At 56.1% G+C, this 18,074-nt stretch carries 19 protein-coding genes; 8 read left to right on the top strand and 11 right to left on the bottom strand.

Features of this window, described 5'->3' with window-relative positions:
- Positions 1-28: 28 nt before the first annotated feature.
- Positions 29-430, bottom strand: a complete 402-nt coding sequence (locus ABJN86_RS04440; protein WP_348364820.1) for a MerR family DNA-binding transcriptional regulator — start codon at positions 428-430, stop codon at positions 29-31.
- Positions 431-737: 307 nt separating this feature from the next.
- Positions 738-1,109, bottom strand: a complete 372-nt coding sequence (locus tag ABJN86_RS04435; RefSeq protein ID WP_348364818.1) for a MerR family DNA-binding transcriptional regulator — start codon at positions 1,107-1,109, stop codon at positions 738-740.
- 148 nt (positions 1,110-1,257) lie between these two features.
- On the opposite strand from ABJN86_RS04435, the gene ABJN86_RS04430 reads away from it, so the two are divergent.
- The 3 genes from ABJN86_RS04430 to ABJN86_RS04420 are packed head-to-tail and all read left to right on the top strand — an operon-like array spanning position 1,258 to position 3,490.
- A complete protein-coding gene (locus ABJN86_RS04430) occupies positions 1,258-1,695 on the top strand; it encodes a PaaI family thioesterase (RefSeq protein ID WP_348364816.1) in 438 nt (145 codons plus the stop codon).
- A gap of 3 nt (positions 1,696-1,698) precedes the next feature.
- The gene (locus ABJN86_RS04425) at positions 1,699-2,190 is read left to right on the top strand and encodes a PaaI family thioesterase (RefSeq protein ID WP_348364814.1); all 492 of its coding nucleotides are present in this window, start codon (positions 1,699-1,701) and stop codon (positions 2,188-2,190) included.
- Positions 2,183-3,490, top strand: a complete 1,308-nt coding sequence (locus tag ABJN86_RS04420) for an MATE family efflux transporter (protein WP_348364812.1) — start codon at positions 2,183-2,185, stop codon at positions 3,488-3,490. The genes ABJN86_RS04425 and ABJN86_RS04420 overlap by 8 nt, the downstream gene beginning before the upstream one ends.
- Here the strand turns inward: ABJN86_RS04420 and ABJN86_RS04415 are convergent.
- A complete protein-coding gene (locus tag ABJN86_RS04415; RefSeq protein ID WP_348364811.1) occupies positions 3,487-4,545 on the bottom strand; it encodes a quinone-dependent dihydroorotate dehydrogenase in 1,059 nt (352 codons plus the stop codon). The genes ABJN86_RS04420 and ABJN86_RS04415 overlap by 4 nt on opposite strands.
- Positions 4,542-4,877 (bottom strand): DUF952 domain-containing protein, encoded by a 336-nt coding sequence (locus tag ABJN86_RS04410; protein ID WP_348364810.1) that lies wholly within the window; start codon positions 4,875-4,877, stop codon positions 4,542-4,544. The genes ABJN86_RS04415 and ABJN86_RS04410 overlap by 4 nt, the downstream gene beginning before the upstream one ends.
- Positions 4,878-5,022: 145 nt before the next feature.
- On the opposite strand from ABJN86_RS04410, the gene ABJN86_RS04405 reads away from it, so the two are divergent.
- On the top strand, positions 5,023-6,597 hold the full coding sequence (locus ABJN86_RS04405) for a bifunctional metallophosphatase/5'-nucleotidase (protein ID WP_348364809.1): 1,575 nt from the start codon (positions 5,023-5,025) through the stop codon (positions 6,595-6,597).
- Between the two features lie 136 nt (positions 6,598-6,733).
- Here the strand turns inward: ABJN86_RS04405 and ABJN86_RS04400 are convergent, their stop codons facing one another.
- From ABJN86_RS04400 to ABJN86_RS04375, 6 genes are all read right to left on the bottom strand, one after another.
- The gene (locus ABJN86_RS04400; RefSeq protein ID WP_348364807.1) at positions 6,734-7,150 is read right to left on the bottom strand and encodes a hypothetical protein; all 417 of its coding nucleotides are present in this window, start codon (positions 7,148-7,150) and stop codon (positions 6,734-6,736) included.
- Positions 7,151-7,316: 166 nt separating this feature from the next.
- Positions 7,317-8,405, bottom strand: a complete 1,089-nt coding sequence (locus tag ABJN86_RS04395) for a mandelate racemase/muconate lactonizing enzyme family protein (protein ID WP_348364805.1) — start codon at positions 8,403-8,405, stop codon at positions 7,317-7,319.
- The gene (locus tag ABJN86_RS04390; protein WP_348364803.1) at positions 8,402-9,358 is read right to left on the bottom strand and encodes a 2-hydroxyacid dehydrogenase; all 957 of its coding nucleotides are present in this window, start codon (positions 9,356-9,358) and stop codon (positions 8,402-8,404) included. The genes ABJN86_RS04395 and ABJN86_RS04390 overlap by 4 nt, the downstream gene beginning before the upstream one ends.
- Entirely contained in the window at positions 9,355-10,203 is an 849-nt protein-coding gene (locus tag ABJN86_RS04385) for a fumarylacetoacetate hydrolase family protein (RefSeq protein WP_348364802.1), read from the bottom strand. Before ABJN86_RS04385 ends, ABJN86_RS04390 begins: the two co-directional genes overlap by 4 nt.
- Positions 10,204-10,215: 12 nt before the next feature.
- Entirely contained in the window at positions 10,216-12,003 is a 1,788-nt protein-coding gene (locus tag ABJN86_RS04380; protein WP_348364800.1) for an IlvD/Edd family dehydratase, read from the bottom strand.
- 83 nt (positions 12,004-12,086) lie between these two features.
- Positions 12,087-12,833 (bottom strand): SDR family oxidoreductase, encoded by a 747-nt coding sequence (locus tag ABJN86_RS04375; RefSeq protein WP_348365478.1) that lies wholly within the window; start codon positions 12,831-12,833, stop codon positions 12,087-12,089.
- Between the two features lie 172 nt (positions 12,834-13,005).
- Here ABJN86_RS04375 and ABJN86_RS04370 point away from each other — a divergent pair, with 172 nt between their 5' ends.
- Both ABJN86_RS04370 and denD read left to right on the top strand, forming a co-directional pair.
- Positions 13,006-13,890, top strand: a complete 885-nt coding sequence (locus ABJN86_RS04370) for an NAD(P)-dependent oxidoreductase (protein WP_348364798.1) — start codon at positions 13,006-13,008, stop codon at positions 13,888-13,890.
- Positions 13,887-14,846 (top strand): D-erythronate dehydrogenase, encoded by a 960-nt coding sequence (gene denD, locus ABJN86_RS04365; RefSeq protein ID WP_348364796.1) that lies wholly within the window; start codon positions 13,887-13,889, stop codon positions 14,844-14,846. Before ABJN86_RS04370 ends, denD begins: the two co-directional genes overlap by 4 nt.
- An 8-nt stretch (positions 14,847-14,854) precedes the next feature.
- On the opposite strand, the gene ABJN86_RS04360 is transcribed toward denD, so the two are convergent.
- On the bottom strand, positions 14,855-15,514 hold the full coding sequence (locus ABJN86_RS04360) for a GntR family transcriptional regulator (RefSeq protein WP_348364795.1): 660 nt from the start codon (positions 15,512-15,514) through the stop codon (positions 14,855-14,857).
- 257 nt (positions 15,515-15,771) lie between these two features.
- On the opposite strand from ABJN86_RS04360, the gene ABJN86_RS04355 reads away from it, so the two are divergent.
- Positions 15,772-16,788 carry a TRAP transporter substrate-binding protein gene (locus ABJN86_RS04355; protein ID WP_348364794.1) on the top strand — a complete coding sequence of 339 codons (1,017 nt, stop codon included), beginning with the start codon at positions 15,772-15,774 and terminating at the stop codon, positions 16,786-16,788.
- 92 nt (positions 16,789-16,880) lie between these two features.
- A complete protein-coding gene (locus ABJN86_RS04350; RefSeq protein ID WP_348364792.1) occupies positions 16,881-18,053 on the top strand; it encodes a mandelate racemase/muconate lactonizing enzyme family protein in 1,173 nt (390 codons plus the stop codon).
- Positions 18,054-18,074: the final 21 nt, after the last annotated feature.

The following is an 18,074-nucleotide window of genomic DNA, read 5'->3' as shown; positions in this document are numbered from 1 at the left end:
GAACTCTCCGTTAAATCTCAGTGTTGGGCTAGGTGTTGGCCGCCTTTGGAAGGCTTTGTGAGGCGATCATCTTTTCGCCCCAAGCGAGTTGGGCGGTTAGGTCTTCAATGGCTTCGTTCAACTCGTCGCGTTGCTTGATCATGTCAGCCAAACGACGTTGCCCAATTTCAAAGGTTAGGGCGTATTGCGATGCTTGTTGGTCACCGACGTTATAGAGGTCTAGCAGCTGGCGGATCTCCTCAAGGGAGAATCCAAAGCGTTTGCCACGCATAATCAGCTTCAGACGACCACGGTCACTTTTGGTGAACAGGCGGCGTTGCCCCTCTCGTATGGGGAACAGAAGTTCTTTGGCCTCGTAAAAACGCAGGGTGCGTGGGGTAACCCCAAATGCATCGCACATTTCACGGATGGTCATCGTATCCTCTGACATTTTGTATTCCTTTGCTTCGTGTGTTTGATGCGTCGGAAATGTTGAACGTGAATGCACCTTACAAGCAATGTTGACGTTAACGTAAATGTAACGTCACGTCATAGTCCCCTTGACGTAATGTCACGAAAGTTTGAGCAGCATTGGCGCAACTTTTGACAATGCTTGGCGTTTTTCGAATTGACAAAACGGTGGGGGAATTCCCCCTAAAAACCCTTATAAATAAGGGGAATCTTGTTCGGCAGCTCCCCGTAAGTTACCTTGGGGAAGCTTGCGGGGGCAAACATTTTCGTCAAATTAAAAACGGGTCTCAAAGGTCTTTGGCGACCTGATTTCGTAACGCTTGAAGCTCTGAGATAGACTCTTCGATTTGTTGTTTTCGACTCAGAAGCTCGCCCATTTGCTTGTCTGCGAACTCAATCATGGCTTCCATTTGGGGACGGTTTTGATGCTCTGAATTATACATATCCAACCATTGGCGAATGTCCTCGAGTGAGAAACCAAATCTTCGACCGCGCATGATGAGTTTCATGCGTGCCACTTCTCGGGGGTGGTAGAAACGAGACCGGCCTTCACGCTCAGGGCTGAGCAGTTCGATGTATTCGTAGTAGCGAAGGGTACGTGGGGTTACGTCAAACTCGGCGCACATTTCTTTAAAAGTGAGGCGATTACTCGACGTCATAAAGTATGTCCTGTCCCAAAAACCTGTTTCACATGCGTCATATTGGCATAGGATCTCGTACCAATCCAGACGCAGTTGCAACGAAGTATTGTACGAAGCACAATTGCATGGCTTGGCCGCGCCGGTGAAAGCTGCCACAGATGTTGTTATGAATACTAAAACCGACCGCACAAATGTAGCGCGCCAGTTCATCGAGGCGATTCCCCATTCTCGCGCTTTGGCGATGAGCTTGGATGAAATCGGTGATGGTGTGGCGAAGATCTCTATGCCGTATGACGAGCGTTTCATCGGGGACCCGGCAACCGGGGTCATTCACGGTGGCGCGGTTTTTGCCTTGATGGACACCTGCAGCGGTGCGGCTGTGATGTCTCATGAGCAAGCTCCAATTGGGACGGCAACGATTGACCTGCGCATCGACTACATGCGCGCCGCGACGCCGGGTCAGCGTATCCGAGCACGCGCCGAATGCTACCATGTCACGCGCTCTGTAGCCTTTGTGCGGGCCACCGCGGTGGACGATGATGACGGCAATCCTGTGGCCTCGGCGACAGGGGCTTTCACCTTCCAACGAGCGAAGGGGGCTTAAGTCATGCGCAAGCCAGAGCCGGTACAAGTTATTAAAACCCGCCGCGACGCAGCTTTGCGGGGCTTGGTTGAAAGCGTGCCCTACATTCAATTCCTAGGTGTCGAATTCGACCGGCGCGGCGATGAGCTGACGGCGGTTCTGCCATATCGTGAGGATTTGATCGGCAATCCGATGTTGCCCGCTCTGCATGGCGGTGCCACTGCGGCGTTTCTGGAGATCGCAGCGGTGATTGGGCTGACGTGGTCGTCCAATTGGTCCGACATGGAAGACGGAAAGTTCGAGGCGGGGGCTTTGCCACAAATGCCCAAGACCATTGATTTCACCGTAGACTACCTGCGCACGGGGCTTCCGCGCGATGCCTATGCGCGAGCACGGGTGAACCGGTCGGGACGGCGCTACGCGTCCGTGCACGTGGAAGCATGGCAAGACAATCGCGCACGTCTATTCGCCCAAGCTACAGGTCATTTCTTGATGCCAACGTCAGACAATGGCTGAGGATCTAACCCACGGGCGGGTCCTGAAGATTGCCTTCCCCATTGTGATTTCCAACGCAACGGTTCCAATTCTTGGGGCCGTAGATACTGGCGTTGTTGGACAAATGGGGCTCGCGGCCCCTATTGGCGCGGTGGGCATTGGCGCAATCGTTTTGTCAGGGCTCTATTGGTTGTTTGGCTTCCTGCGCATGGGCACCGCCGGATTGACCGCGCAAGCACAAGGGGCAGGAGAGACGGGCGAGGTTTCCGCCATGCTGTCTCGCTCATTGATGATCGGGGTCGTGGCGGGTTTTGTCTTGATGCTTCTCCAAGTCCCGCTGTTTTGGGGAGCGTTCCAATTGTCGCCTGCCAGCCCAGAAGTGGAGAAGCTCGCGCGCGACTATATGAGCATTCGCATATTCTCTGCACCTGCGGCGATTGCGATTTACGGGATCACGGGCTGGCTCATCGCGTTGGAGCGGACACGTGCGGTTTTGGTCATCCAAATTTGGATGAACGGGCTGAACATACTGCTTGATCTGTTCTTCGTGCTGCAGTTGGGGTGGGGCGTGGAGGGCGTTGCGTTCGCTACGTTCTTGGCGGAATGGTCAGGGCTTGGGCTTGGGGTGTGGCTGTGCCGAGATATCTTCCGGACGCCTGCGTGGAAAGACTGGCCGCGAGTGTTCGACCGCTTGCGCCTGACGCGGATGGCTGCGGTGAACTCCGACATTATGCTGCGCTCAATTCTACTTGAGGCCGCCTTCATATCCTTCCTGTTTTACGGCGCAGACTTTGGGGACGTGACCTTGGCGGCGAACCAAATCCTTTTGCAGTTTCTACATATAACGGCCTTTGCCCTAGACGGGTTTGCCTTCGCGGCAGAAGCCTTGGTGGGCCAAGCCTTAGGCGCGCGGGATCGGCCCCGCTTAAGACGTAGTGCGTATTTGACCTCGTTTTGGGGCGTGATTGTCACCTTTAGCTTGGCAGTCTGCTTTGCGCTATTTGGCGGCACAATCATCGACATCATGACAACTGCGCCAGACGTGCAGGCCGAGGCGCGGAGCTACCTGATATATATGGTCGCGGCCCCAATCGTTGGAGTGTCGGCTTGGATGTTGGACGGCATTTTCATTGGTGCCACGCGCACCAGAGACATGCGCAACATGATGGCAATCTCGTTTGCCATCTACTGTGCGACTTTGGCGGTGTTAATGCCGGTCTTTGGCAATGACGGGCTCTGGCTAAGCCTGTTGGTCTTGTTTATCGCGCGCGGGATAACCTTGGGGCTACGCTATCCCGCGTTGGAGGCGCAGGCAGGTTAAAGCCACGCGTCGCGCCCTGTGCCTACGGCATCGGCGATATTGTCAAAGCCATCACGCGCCAATAAATCGTCCAGCCCTAGGGCGATATCGCCCGCCAAGGACAAGCCGCCATAAACCATAGCGGTGTATATTTGAACCGCAGAAGCACCTGCGCGGATCTTGGCGTAAGCTTGATCCGCCGAGCCGACGCCACCCACTCCAACAAGCGGGATTGCACCGTCCAGAAGTTGTGAAAGACGGGCCAAAACGCGGGTGCTTTTTTCAAACACAGGCTGGCCGGACAGACCACCTGCCTCGGATTTATAGACCGATTTCAGGCCGTCGCGCGACAAGGTGGTGTTGGTGGCGATGATCCCCGCAAGGCCAGCTTCCACCGCAACTTCCGCGATCTCTGCAAGTGCGTCGTCGTCCAAATCAGGTGCGATTTTCAAGAAAACAGGCACGGGCGTGCGCAACTCGGCGCGGGCTACCATGACACCAGCCAACAGGGCGGAGAGCGCGGCGCGCCCTTGAAGGTCACGCAGCTTTTCCGTGTTGGGCGAGGAGACATTCACTGTGGCGAAATCCACATGCGGCCCGCAACGGCGTAACACGGTGGCGAAGTCCTGCGCGCGGTCTTCGCTGTCTTTGTTCGCCCCTAGGTTCAGGCCCACAGGAATACCCACAACGCGCGAGGCCAGACGCTCCGCGATGACATCCATGCCCTCGTTGTTGAAGCCAAACCGGTTGATAGCGGCTTGGTCCTCGGTCAGGCGGAACAAACGCGGCTTTGGGTTGCCCGGTTGCGGGCGCGGGGTGGCCGCGCCGACCTCAACGAACCCGAAACCGGCCTGCGCTAGCGGGCCTACAACTTCGGCGTTCTTGTCGAACCCCGCAGCGAGCCCGACAGGGTTGGCCAAGGGCATGCCCGCAAGCGTGGTTGACAGACGTGTGCTGCGCACGGGGCCTTGGCCGAACCCCAATCCCATCTTCAAGGATTGAACCGCCAACCCATGTGCGCGCTCGGGGTCTACGCGGTGCATGCCTGCGAGCGCGATGCGTTCAAACAGCTTCATGACATGTCCTTTGGAAATTGATGTGCTGCGCCATCCCACGGCAAGGCGGCGCTGCCGGACACCTCTGCCAGCAGCCAGTCGCGGTATAGATGCGGAAATTTGTCCCCGCCACGTGAGACTTCCCACTTCATGGCGTCGTCGCTTGGCGCATCCCCCCACACCAGACAGAGGTCAGTTTGACCCGCGAAGTGCTTCGCGGCGGTCTCTTGCGCCTGCTGGGCGGTGGAGAAATGAATGTAGCCGTCCGTCAGGTCAATCGGGGCGCCCGTGAAGCGCGAGCTGGCCTGAAAGGCGGACCACGCGTCGGCGGTCATGATCTTGTAAATAAGCATGCGCCTCACATGCCCGCTGCCTATAGATTGGTCAAGTCATAGCCCAGTCGCAAAGTTACGTAACGCAACCTTGCGACTGGGCTTTGACTCAACGCCACATTAGCGCCAATCTGTTTGCAGATATACAATTGGGGGACCATCCAAAATGCTTAAGACCTTTCTTTCCAGTGCTGCCGCATTGACGTTGACCACGGGAATCGCGGCCGCTGACTATTCATTGACGATTTTGCACACCAACGATTTCCATGCTCGATTCGAGCCTATTAGCAAGTACGACAGCGGTTGCTCGGCCGAGGACAACACCGCAGGCGAATGCTTCGGTGGTTGGGCGCGGCTGGTGAACGCCGTGAAGGATGCGCGCGGGCGCACAAACAACGCGATCTTGGTGGATGGCGGCGACCAATTCCAAGGCTCTCTGTTCTACACTTATTATAAGGGCAAGGTCGCAGCCGAGATGATGAACGGCTTGAAATATGACGGCATGACCGTCGGTAACCATGAATTTGATGATGGCCCCGAAGTGCTAGCCGGCTTCATGGCGTCCGTGGGTTTTCCGGTTTTGATGTCTAATGCGGACGTCTCGGGAGAGCCTGCTTTGGCGGGTAAGCTGATGAAATCCAGCGTGATAGAGCGCGGCGGTGAGAAGATTGGTCTTATCGGGCTGACGCCGTGGGATACGCCAGATCTGGCGTCGCCAGGTAAGAACATCACCTTTACCGACCCGTCCGGCGCGGTTCAGGGCGAAGTCGATAAGCTTACAGCAGAAGGTGTGAACAAGATCATTGTGCTTAGCCACTCCGGTCTTTTGGTGGACAAGTTGGTTGCGGCGAACACCACTGGCGTTGATGTGATCGTTGGGGGTCACGACAACAGGCTGCTGTCCAACACCCAAGAGGGGGCGGATGACGTCTATCCTGTGATGGTGAACGATACGGCGATTGTGCAGGCCTATGCCTACGGCAAGTTTCTTGGCGAACTGAACGCGACTTTCGACGACGAAGGTAAATTGATTGAGGCCAAAGGTGAGCCGATTTTGATCGACGGCCAAGTGGCAGAAGATGCGGCGATCTTGACGCGTGTAAGCGAGTTGGCAGCACCCTTGGATGAAATTCGCAACAAGGTCGTGGCCCAATCAGGCGCCCTCATCAATGGCGACCGTGCGGTGTGCCGTGTTGCGGAATGCTCCATGGGCAACCTGATTGCAGACGCGATGTTGGCGCGGGTGAAGGACCAAGGCGTGACCATCGCAATCGCAAACTCCGGTGGTATCCGGTCGTCCATTGACGAGGGCGAAGTCACCATGGGCGAGGTTTTGTCTGTGCTGCCGTTCCAAAATACGCTGTCGACGTTTGAGGTGACTGGCCAAACGGTTATTGATGCGTTGGAGAATGGTGTGAGCCAAGTTGAAGAGGTCAAAGGCCGCTTCCCACAAGTGGCGGGGCTTCAGTTTAGCTGGGATGCGTCAGTTCCACCAAATGAGGGCCGCATCCAAGCGGTCTCGGTGAAGGACGGTGACGCATGGGTCGAGATTGACCCTGCTGCGACCTACAAATTGGTGTCCAACAACTTCGTTCGTGGCGGCGGTGATGGCTTCAAAATGTTTACCACAGCGGCCAATGCTTATGACTTTGGGCCTGATGTGGCGGATGTACTTGCTGAATACATGGCTGAGAAAGGCCCTGTAAAAGCCTACACTGACGGACGTATCGTCAAAAAATAATGGGAGGAGCGGGTCATGTGCCCTCTGGCATGTGGCCTGTTCGACCAACTTCCTTGAGAAGTCACTGCTCAAGATTACCAAAACGAAAAAGCCCAGCCATTGCTGGCGGGGCTTTTATTTAGAATTAGATCAAGTCTTAGTTGATGTCTTCTTGACCGTCGCCTTCGCCTGAAAGCACGTGGCATTCAGGGGCTTCACCAGTCTCAGGAGAGCCAACAGCGCCCTTGAGTTCTTCATTGTAGGACGATTGGAAGCACAAAACCATTTCTGCAACGACGGTGACCTCAACAGACTCGCCCGGCGCGATCGCACCAGTTGTCCAGCTACCATCGATGGCAGTGGCGTCATGTGTTGAATCTTCTTCATTGCTAATCGTGATAGTTTCGCCAGCGCTGGCCAAAATCAAAGGCGGGAAAAACACGCCACCTTTAATGTCAACGTGACGATTATTCAGCGCTAGAATAAGCGAATCGTCTCCGAGGTTATTTTCTTGTGCACCGGCTAGTCCAGCAGTCACAGCTAGTGCGGCACAGCTCATTATCAATTTACGCATCGTTCAATTCCTCACGGGTTACTGTCCGGCGTGATGTTCGCCAACTATCTGGAAACGGTTAATGCATAGACAATGGGGCAACATTTGGGCGCGAATGGGGCGGAAGATGTCTAATACGGAAACAACCAGTTGCCAATTTGAGAACAAGGCGTGGTCAGCCCTCAGATCACCCTTGCTCATATGTGGCGAGCAATTCCCAGATGAACTCCACGCCGGTTCCAGCAACGCTTGGTGCTACGGCCATGTGGTTCTCAATGATCACTGGACGTTGGGTATAGCGCTCGATCGGGAAGGAATGCATCTCGATCCAGCCCGTATTTGGTTGAGCCGCGACGAGGCTGACGTGCAATTCTTGCATTCCATGAGAGCAGGGCGGGATGCCGTGCTTCTGACAAAGCGTTGCGACTTGCAACCACCCCGTGATCCCCCCGCAATTGGAGGCGTCAGGTTGTAGATAGGTTAATTTGGCATCTGCCACGGCATATTCGAACTCGTGGAGCGTGTGCAGGTTCTCGCCCATGGCCAATGGAATTCTTGTGGCCTCTGCGATGCGCCCATACCCTTTGTAGTCGTCGGGGATGGTCGGTTCTTCAAACCACATCAACTCGAACGGCTCGAAGGCGTGGGCGGCTTCAATGGCCTGATCCACGCTCATGGAGTAATTCGCATCCACCGCGAAGCCCACATCTGGGCCAATCAATTCACGCACTGCCGCGATGCGAGCAACATCTTCCGCCAAGGCCGGTTGACCGACTTTGATCTTCACTCCGCGCAATCCGCGATCAAGATAGGATTGAATGCTGTCCAATAGTTTAGGGAGCGGAAAGCCAAGGTCTATCCCGCCACCATATGCACGGCAGCGATCAGACGCGCCGCCGGCCATCCTCCAAAGCGGTTGGCCTTGCCGCTTGCCGCGTAAGTCCCATAGCGCAATGTCGACGGCAGATATTGCGAAGGAAGCAATGCCGCCACGCGCCACGTAATGTAGATGCCATTGCATCGCGTCATAAAGCGTCTCAATGGCGCTTGCGTCTTGTCCAATTAGAAAGGGGGTAAGGTCGTCACGGATCATGGCGGCAATCGCGGAGCCACCCTTGCCGCCAGTATAGGTGTAGCCGGTTCCTTTTGATCCGTCCTCCAAGTGAATGGTCGAGGTGATCAGTTGAAAGAAATGGTGGTCGCCGTGTTTGGCATCCACCAAAACCTCGTCCAGCGGGACGTTAAATAGCCGCGTCTGGATCGAGGTGATTTTCAAAGGTGCGCGCACTCCGGCACAGGGGTAAGCAGCGTGCCATCTGATTTCCATTGGAGCAGGTTGTCGACCGTCAACGCCCCCATTGCGGCGCGTGTCTCATGGCTGGCGGAGCCAACATGAGGCAAGAGCACCGTGCGGTCCGATGCCTTTAGGGCGTCAGGGATATGCGGCTCTCCCGCGAACACATCGAGGCCCGCAAGGCCCAGTTTGCCGCTGTCCAAGGCATCAATCAATGCTGCCTCATCCACGACCGAGCCGCGCGAGACGTTGATCAACATGCCTTTCGGGCCCAAGGCCTCTAGGACGTCCTTGTTGACGATTTTGTCGGTGGATGGCCCACCCGGTGTGATGCACACCAGCACGTCGCATGCCGCCGCCATATCAACGAGGTTGTCGTAATATGTGTAGGCCACGTCCTTCTTCGTGCGCGTGTGGTAGACAATGGTGGGGTTGAAAATGGACAGTCGGTCCGCGATCTCTTGCCCGATGCGCCCCAGCCCCAAGATGCCGATGGTTTTGCCGTCGGGGGAGGTCGAAAGCGGTGCTGCGCCCTTCGCCTCCCAATCGCCGGAGCGCGCCCATGCCTCATCGTGGCGGAAGTTACGCAAGCCGGTTAGTAGTAGCAACAGGGTGGTGTTGGCCACTTCAGCATTCAACACGTTGGGCGTGTGCGAGACCTTGATGCCGCGCGCGACGCAAGCGTCCGTGTCAATCCCATCGTACCCCACACCAAACGCCGCCGCCGCCTTGAGGTTTGGCAAGGCCGCCATGATCGGGGCAGGGACCCCATCGTGGCCATTGGTCATCACCGCCTCAACCGACGCGCCAAATTCGCTGGCCCAAGCATCTAGATCGGCAATTTCCGAAAGTTTGTGGATGGTGAATTCTTGTGTCAGGCGCGACATCATCTCATCTGTCGCGCCGCCGATCATCAATAAGTTGGGGGTGCTCATGCGTCCTGACCTACGGTTTGACGTTGCACGCCAAGCCCCTCGATCGTCAGCTCCATCACGTCCCCCTTCTTAAGGTACACCGGCTCGGGCTTGATCCCCATGCCAACACCCGGAGGGGTGCCAGTGGTGATCACATCACCCGGATGCAGGGTCATGAGGCCGGACAGGTGCTCAATAATTTGGGCCACGGTGAAGATCATAGTGTTGGTGTTGCCGGTCTGCATGCGCTTGCCGTTCACGTCCAAGGTCATGGCCAGGTTTTGCACGTCGCCGACCTCATCCTTAGTGACGAGCCACGGGCCTGTGGGGCCGAAGGTGTCGCAAGACTTGCCCTTGGTCCATTGGCCGGTCAGCTGCGTTTGGAAGTGCCGCTCCGACACGTCGTTGATCACGCAGTAGCCCGCCACATAGTCCAGCGCGTCGGCCTCGGAGACGTATTTGCACTCCTTGCCGATAATCACGCCCAGCTCCACTTCCCAGTCCGTATGGGTGGAGCCACGGGGCATGATAACGTCATCATAGGCCCCCACAACCGCCGAGTTGGCCTTGAAGAACAAGATAGGATGCTCGGGGATGGCCGCGCCGGTTTCTGCCGCGTGATCTGAGTAGTTCAGCCCAATGCACAAGAACTTCCCGATGTCGCCCACGCAAGCGCCCAAGCGTGGGCTTCCCTCAACGGCAGGCAGGCTGCTTGGGTCAAGGCCCTTCAAGATGGCCAAGGTCGCGTCGCTCAGATGTGCGCCGTTGATGTCGGCTATATGTGCGCTCAAATCCCGCAACACGCCGTCCGCGTCGATCATGCCGGGCTTTTCTTCGCCAACGGCACCAAATCGTACAAGTTTCATTCAGGTCTCTCCCTAGTGGTTGTCACGCGGCATATGTTTGCGCGCGATGTCTTGGTATTTCGTGGCCCCATCGAGGGTCATGCCCTCCGAGAAAGGGCGGACCATGGCACGGAAAATTTCCTGCCACGGGGTTTGGCTGTCGGGCACTTCAATGGAGCCGTTTACCAGCTTCTCTGCCCGTCGTTTTAGCTCATCATCATTAACCAGCATGTTGGCGGTGCATTTGTTCAGATCAATTCGCAGAGGATCACCGGTCTGAACCAAGGCCAAGCCACCACCATCCGCCGCCTCGGGCGAGGCGTTCAAAATGGAGGGGCTGCCAGAGGTGCCTGATTGACGCCCATCGCCTACGCAAGGCAGCGCATGGATGCCCTTCTTCAACAGGTAAGACGGTGGGCGCATATTCACGACCTCAGCCCCCCCCGGATACCCCTTTGGACCCGTGCCGCGCATGATCAAGACGCAATTCTCGTCTATGCCCATGCTCTCGTCATCAATCTTGTGGTGGAAGTCCTCCGGCCCATCAAACACGATGGCGCGCCCCTCAAAGGCATTTGGGTCATCCGGATTCGACAAATACCGGTCGCGGAACTCGTCCGAGATCACGCTGGTCTTCATGATGGCACTATCAAACAGGTTGCCCTTGAGGTTGATAAAGCCTGCATCTGTCAGCATCGGCGCGTCTGTGGAATAGATCACGTCATCATTGCCCGTCAGCACGCCGTCGCAGTTCTCGGCCATGGTTTTGCCGTTGGCGGTAATGGCGTCAGGGTAGGGCAGTAGTCCGGCTTTTAACAGCTCGCCAATGACCGCTGGCACGCCGCCCGCGCGGTGATAATCCTCGCCCAGATATTTGCCCGCAGGCTGCAAGTTCACAAGCAAGGGAACCTTATGGCCGATGCCCTGCCAATCATCGTTAGTTAGCTCGATGCCTAAGTGTTTGGCGACGCCGTTCAAGTGGATCGGGGCATTGGTGGATCCCCCAATGGCCGAGTTGATTACGACTGCGTTTTCAAAGGCTTCCCGTGTCATGATGTCGGAAGGGCGTAGGTCGTCGTGCACCATTTCCACAATGCGTTGGCCTGTGTGGTAGCTGATCTGGCCGCGCTCGCGGTAGGGGGCGGGGATCGCGGCGGCGCCGGGCAATTGCATGCCCAATGCCTCGGCCAAGGAGTTCATCGTGGTCGCGGTGCCCATGGTGTTACAATAGCCCACGGAAGGTGTTGAGGAGGCGACCATATCCATGAACCCGTCATCGTCAATCTCGCCTGCGGCCTGCATCTCTCGCGCTTTCCAAACGATGGTGCCGGAGCCGGTGCGCTCGCCGTTGAACCAGCCGTTCAACATCGGGCCGACACTCAACGCAATTGCGGGGATGTTGACCGTCGCTGCGGCCATCAACAAGGCAGGGGTGGTCTTGTCGCATCCAATGTTCAGCACCACGCCGTCAATAGGGTAGCCAAACAGCGTCTCGACCAGCGACAGATAGGCAAGGTTTCGGTCCAGCATCGCCGTGGGGCGCTTGCCGGTCTCTTGTATCGGATGCACGGGTATTTCAATCACAGTGCCGCCCGCCGCAATGACCCCGTCGCGGACACGTTTGGTCAGCTCAATGTGGTGGCGGTTGCAGGGGCTCAGGTCGGACCCGGTTTGTGCGATGCCGATGATCGGCTTGCCGGACTGTAGCTCTTCGCGGGTCAGGCCATAATTCAGGTAGCGCTCAAGATAGAGGGCCGTCATCTCCTGATTGTCAGGATTGTTAAACCATTTCTGGGATCGCAACTTCGACTTCTCTACCATTTTCACATTCCGTTAAGTTTAACGCGGCCCTCGATGTGCTGCGTTACAATTTCCATTTGGTCCCAAATACTCAAATCAGAACCTTAACCAGACCAACCGCCATCAATGATATGCGGTTGCCCCGTTGTGAACCCGCTCTCATCGCTAGACAAATAAACGACAAGGGCCGCGATTTCTTCAGCCGTCGCGATACGCCCCATCGGTTGGCGCGCCACAAACATCTTCTTCGCTTCATCATAGCCGCCAACTTGCTTGCCAAGCTCTTGAATACGGGCCTCCAAAGACGGGCTTTCTACCGTTCCCGGGCAGATGCAATTGCAGCGGATACCTTTGGTGATGTAGTCAACCGCAATGGATTTCGTCATGCCGATTACGGCTGCTTTTGTGGTGCCATAAATAAAGCGATTGGGCGCGCCAATGACGCTGGAGCAAGCGCTCGACATATTCACAATTGAGCCGCTGCCACGTTCTAACATTCCGGGCAAAGAGGCGCGCATCATGCGCCACATGGAGCGGATATTCAGGTCAAAGGCGAAGTCCCATTCGTCGTCGGTCGCGTCCAGTGCGGAGCCGTGGTGAACGATGCCCGCACAGTTGAAAAGGATATCAGCTTTTGCCCGCTCCACGCCCTCATTCACAGAATCGATATCACGAACATTCAGGACGAATGTTTCAATATTTTCATGTGTCAGGTCGGCCAAAAAATCGGGGTTCACGTCTGTGGCGAATACCTTTGCGCCAGCATTTGCCATCGCAAGAGCGGAAGCCTTGCCAATGCCTTGCCCCGCTGCAGTGACGATGGCTCTCTTGCCTCCAAGCCTTTGATTAATCAATTTTAATTCTCCGTTGGATGGCTAAAAATATGGTCGTATCGAAGCCGGCCAGACCTTGATTCACCCCAATGCGTAGAACCAAAGAAGTCGGTCTTCAATGCTTTTCACATCAACATGCTTGGACTAGTGTTATCGAATTCAATGTTTTTGAGCACCTATAGGGACTTCCATGAAAGATCGAAAAATAGCACTTCTTGGCACCGGATTAATGGGAGCCCCGATGGCGCGAAACTTAATGAAATCGGGCTTCGAATTGGTGGTTTGGAACCGCTCTCGCCATAAGGCAGAAGCGCTGGTTGGAGATGGCGCAATTCTGCATGACACGGTGGCTGAAGCCGTGGTCGGGGCAGATATGATTATCTCAATGTTGTCGGATGGCAGCGCAGTTGATGGGCTGATAACGAACAAGGCGGTAACAGGCGCTATGAAGCCGGGTGCGATGTGGATCGATATGTCATCTGTCAAACCCGAAGAGGCACGCGATCAAGCCGCACATCTGAGGGCTCTTGGGTTCGGGCATCTCGACGCGCCTGTCTCGGGTGGAACACGTGGGGCGCAGGATGCCACGCTTGCAATCATGGTTGGTGGTGACGCTGCGACGTTCGACCAAGCGGTCCCTGTCTTGAGCGCCATGGGACGCCCCGTTCTTGTCGGACCAACCGGCTCGGGGCAACTTTCCAAGCTCGCCAACCAGTCGATTGTCGCCGTCACCATCGCAGCGGTGGCAGAAGCCATGTTGCTCGTCCAAAAGGGCGGCGCGGACCCCGCCGCGGTGCGTGCCGCGTTGAAAGGTGGGTTTGCCGACAGCATCATCTTACAGCAGCACGGGGAGCGGATGACTGAAGGCAATTTTGCACCTGGGGGATTGTCCAAATTCCAACTCAAAGACCTCAACAACCTGCTCGGTGAGGCGGGGCAGTTGGGGTTGTCGTTGCCGGTATCCGAGATGACGCGGGATCGGTTCGATGATTTTTGCCAGAACATGGACGGTGGGGATCAAGATCACTCCGGCCTCTATTTGGAGCTGTTGAAGCGCAATGGGTTGAGCGCATGAAGGTTCTTATTCTTGGCGGTGGCGGCATGGTTGGCCAAAAGCTTGCACAACAGATCGCATTGCATGGCCTTGGCGGACAAACCGCTGACATCACATTGCACGACATCGCGTTTCCTCCGGCCCCGATTGCCGGCTCCAAACAAGTGGTCGGATCCATCACCGATGCGGGTGTGGCAGGTGAGCTGGCGAAGACCAAGCCAGATGTGATCTTTCACCTTGCCTCCATTGTCTCGGGCGAAGCGGAGGCAGATTTTGACAAGGGTTGGGCTGTCAATATGCACCCGACTTGGGCGCTTCTAGAGGGGTTGCGTGCCGAGCATGAGGCCGATTCCAACTATCGCCCCCGATTGGTGTTCACTTCGTCAATTGCGGTCTTTGGTGGGCCATACCCCGACAAGATCAATGACGAGTTTCTGTCCGCCCCGCAAACCAGTTATGGCGCGCAGAAGTCGATCTGTGAGGCGATGATCTCTGATTTCTCCCGTAAAGGGTTTGTCGACGGCATCTCCATTCGGTTGCCCACAATCTGCGTACGTCCGGGGAAGCCCAATGCTGCGGCATCGTCGTTCTTCTCTGGCATTATCCGCGAGCCGTTAAACGGGCAGGAGGCGATATTGCCTGTCTCCGACAGCACGCGCCACTGGCACGCTAGCCCGCGCTCTGCGACTGGATTTTTGACCCATGCGGCCACACTGGACACTGAGCTTTTGCAAGGGCGGCGGGCTTTGAACTTGCCAGGGGTCAGTTGTACCGTGGCCGAGCAGATTGATGCTCTGCGTGATTTGGCGGGGAATGACGTGGTCAAATTGATCAAACCGCAACCTGATCCAGTGATCGAGAAGATCGTCGAAGGTTGGCCTAGGGACTTTGACCCCAAGCGCGCGATAGCACTTGGGTTCATGGCCGAAAGCAGTTTCAAGGAGATCGTTCAGGTCTATCTGGATGATGAAATGTAGGCTGGGCGCTAACTGATCATATTCCGGGCTAGGTGGTCGTGAATGCGCTGGCGGCACAGTGTTTCGTTGCGCGTCAGCGCGGCCACTAGGATCGCGTTGTGCTCTTCGATGTTGTCTTCAAAGTAGCCGTAGTTGGTTTCGCGAGAAACAAGTTGTTGGCGGAACTGGTCGTAGACGGTCTTGTAGGTTTCGCGAAGCAGGGGGGAGTTGCAGGCCGAAATCAGCGTGTCATGGAACTCCCATTCGGCGTTGGACCATAAGGGGAGCAAGTGCTCCACGGTGCCGGTTTTACGAACTTCGCTTTCGATATGGCTAAGCTTGTGGTGGGCTGCGGAAAGCCGCGCTTCCCACTCTAGATCGCCGTTTTTGATCGACATGCTGACGCCTTCTTGCTCCAGAAGGATTCGGAATTGGGTCAGGTCATGTTGGCGTGCACGTGAGGTGCGGCGGGCGCGAAAACCGCGTTGCTCTTCAAAGGCGACGAGGCCTGCTGTGGATAGTCGGAACAATACTTCACGAATGGTATTGGCGGAGCAGCCGTAATTTTGGCGAAGCTCTTCGGACTTCAGCTTTTCGCCGTGCGCAAACTGCGCGGTTACCAACTTAAGGTGAAGATCGTCATATATTGCAGGGGTTTCCATCTTTGATAATGCCGTTGCTTCAGCCATCGTAGCCTCCAGCTTCCATGTTTCAATTGCCGCGCGTTGGTGTCTATAAGACCAGAGCCCATACACCGGCGGGATGGCGAGTAGCCTATAGATTAATTTTGATATTATGTCAAAATCTCAAAATTATAAGAAAAATAGATTTTTTGTTGGCAGCTTCAGATTCGATTGCTAGGCTCCTCGGACGCAAGGTCGACATGGCGACTGATATGCCGGTTGACCCAGAGAGCGATAAAGAAAAATTCGTCTGGGAGGACACCATGAAATTTATGAAGACTGCCGCGACCTCTGTTGCCGCAATTGCGCTTCTGGCTTCTGGCGCTGTCGCCGAAACCACAAAACTGCGCATTCAAACCCACCACGCGCCTGAAACGACTGCCGGCAAACTGTACTCTGGCTTGTTTGACAACATCCAAGAGATGTCCAACGGCGAGATCGAAATCGAAGCGTTTTTCTCCTCTTCCGTTGTGAAGTCGGTTGAAACTTTTGACGCGGCTGCCACTGGCATTCTCGACTGCGACGCAACCGGCGGCGCGTACCAAACTGGTAAGAACCCAGCATTCCAATTCGTTGGCGACATCATGGGTGGCTACGCTACTCCGACCCAACAACTGTCGTGGTTGTACTACGGCGGTGGCTTGGAAGCTGCGCAGGACCTCTACAACCAATACGACATGCAGCTTGTTGGCTGGATGGTTTATGGCCAAGAGAGCTTCGCGTCCACCAGACCGATTGCAAGCATCGCCGATCTGAAAGACTGGAAATTCCGCTCGCCTCCGGGCATGGAGACCAAAATCTTTGAGAAGCTTGGCGCATCGCCAGTTGTGATGGATTTCACCGAGATCTTCACCGCATTGGAAACAGGTATCATTGACGGCGCGGATGCGTCCAATATTGCGACAAACAAGGGCTTGGGTCTTTACGACATCGCGAAGTTTGCGAACTACCCTGGCTTCCACTCCATGCCGTCTGATCACCTAGCGTGTAACAAGGCCGTTTGGGATGCGATGCCAGAGCAGCACCGCTCGATCATGGAAGGCGCTATGGCTGACGCGGCGCTGAAGGCTGCGTTGTTTGTTGAAAAGCAAAACACCGAAGCTGTTGCCGCATTGGCCGCTGAAGGTGTGACGATCAACACTTGGAGCGACGAAGATTTGCAAGCGTTCCGTGATGTTGCACAGGCCACATGGCCTGAGTTCGCGACTACACCAGAAGCTAAAGCACTGGTTGCGAGCCACATCGCTTACCTGTCCCAGCTTGGTCTGGTTAAAGAATAAGCTAACCTGCTTTTGTGCGAGGCCGCGTTTTGTCGGCCTCGCATATTCCATTCACGCGTCGTTGCTCTGCGTGGATTGCCTACAGGCCAATCATGAAAATCACCCACATCAAAAGCCATGTGCTGCAGTATGACATGCCCGAGACCTTGGGTTATTCTCAGCAGTATTACAGCAAGCGCACCGCGCATTTGGTCGAAGTCTCGACGGATGAGGGCGTGACCGGTTGGGGCGAATGTTTCGGGCCGGGCGCAATTGCGTTGGCCAACAAAGGCATCGTTGAGGGTGTGATCGCACCCATGATCCTTGGGATGGACCCGATGGACCGCGATGTGATTTGGCACAAAGTTTACAACCTCATGCGCGACCACGGCCAAAAGGGGATGCCGATGCAATCCCTGTCCGGTGTTGATATCGCGCTTTGGGATATCGCGGGCAAGGTGGCGGGCCTGCCAATTCACAAGATGATCGGCGGGGCGCATCGCACCTCCGTGCCAGTCTATGGTTACGGTATGATGCTGCGCCCTGACATGGACGCGACCAACATGGCTGCGCTGTTTAAGGACGAAGCGGCGGCCATTCGCGACATGGGCTTTTGCGCCACCAAGATGAAAACGGGACTTGGCCCCAAGCCAGATGTGGCACTATGCCAAGCGGTGCGCGACGGCCTGGGCGCGGACTTCAAGTTCATGGTCGACGCGAACCACTGCTACACCACCTCGGATGCATTCTATGTGGGGCGCGCCTTGGACGAGCTGGAGGCCTATTGGTTCGAAGAACCCGTGGCACCCGAGGATCACGACGGCTACCGTGAATTGCGCGCGGGGTTGAAGACTAACATTTCCGGCGGCGAGGCTGAGTTCGGTCGCTGGGGCTGGCGCGCGATCCTAGAGAACCGCGGGCTGGATATCGCGCAGCCAGAGGTTTGCGCCTTGGGGGGCATATCCGAATACCTTCGGGTTTTGGCATTGTGCCATGCGCATTTCACGCCAGTGATAAATCACGTTTGGGGCTCCGCCATCGCGGTGGCCACAAACTTGCAGCTTCTGGCCGCGATGCCGCCCATGCCGGGCGGGTTGCATCCCTGGGAGCCGATGCTGGAATTCGACACGACAGATAACAAGTTTCGCGACGATCTTCTGAGCGTTCCATTGGACATTCAGGGGCAAGTCAAAGCGAACAACGGCCATGTGGGCATCCCACAAGGGGCTGGATTGGGCGTGGAGCCTGACCGCGAATTTTTGGAATACTACGCAGTGGCGGCCTAACGCCGTCACGCGCTCTTTGGG

The sequence above is a fragment of the Litoreibacter sp. genome (assembly GCF_039974535.1).
Classification (GTDB): Bacteria; Pseudomonadota; Alphaproteobacteria; order Rhodobacterales; family Rhodobacteraceae; genus Litoreibacter.
The sequence above is the reverse complement of the archived record's forward strand: the minus strand, read 5'-3'. Positions and strand labels throughout refer to the sequence as shown.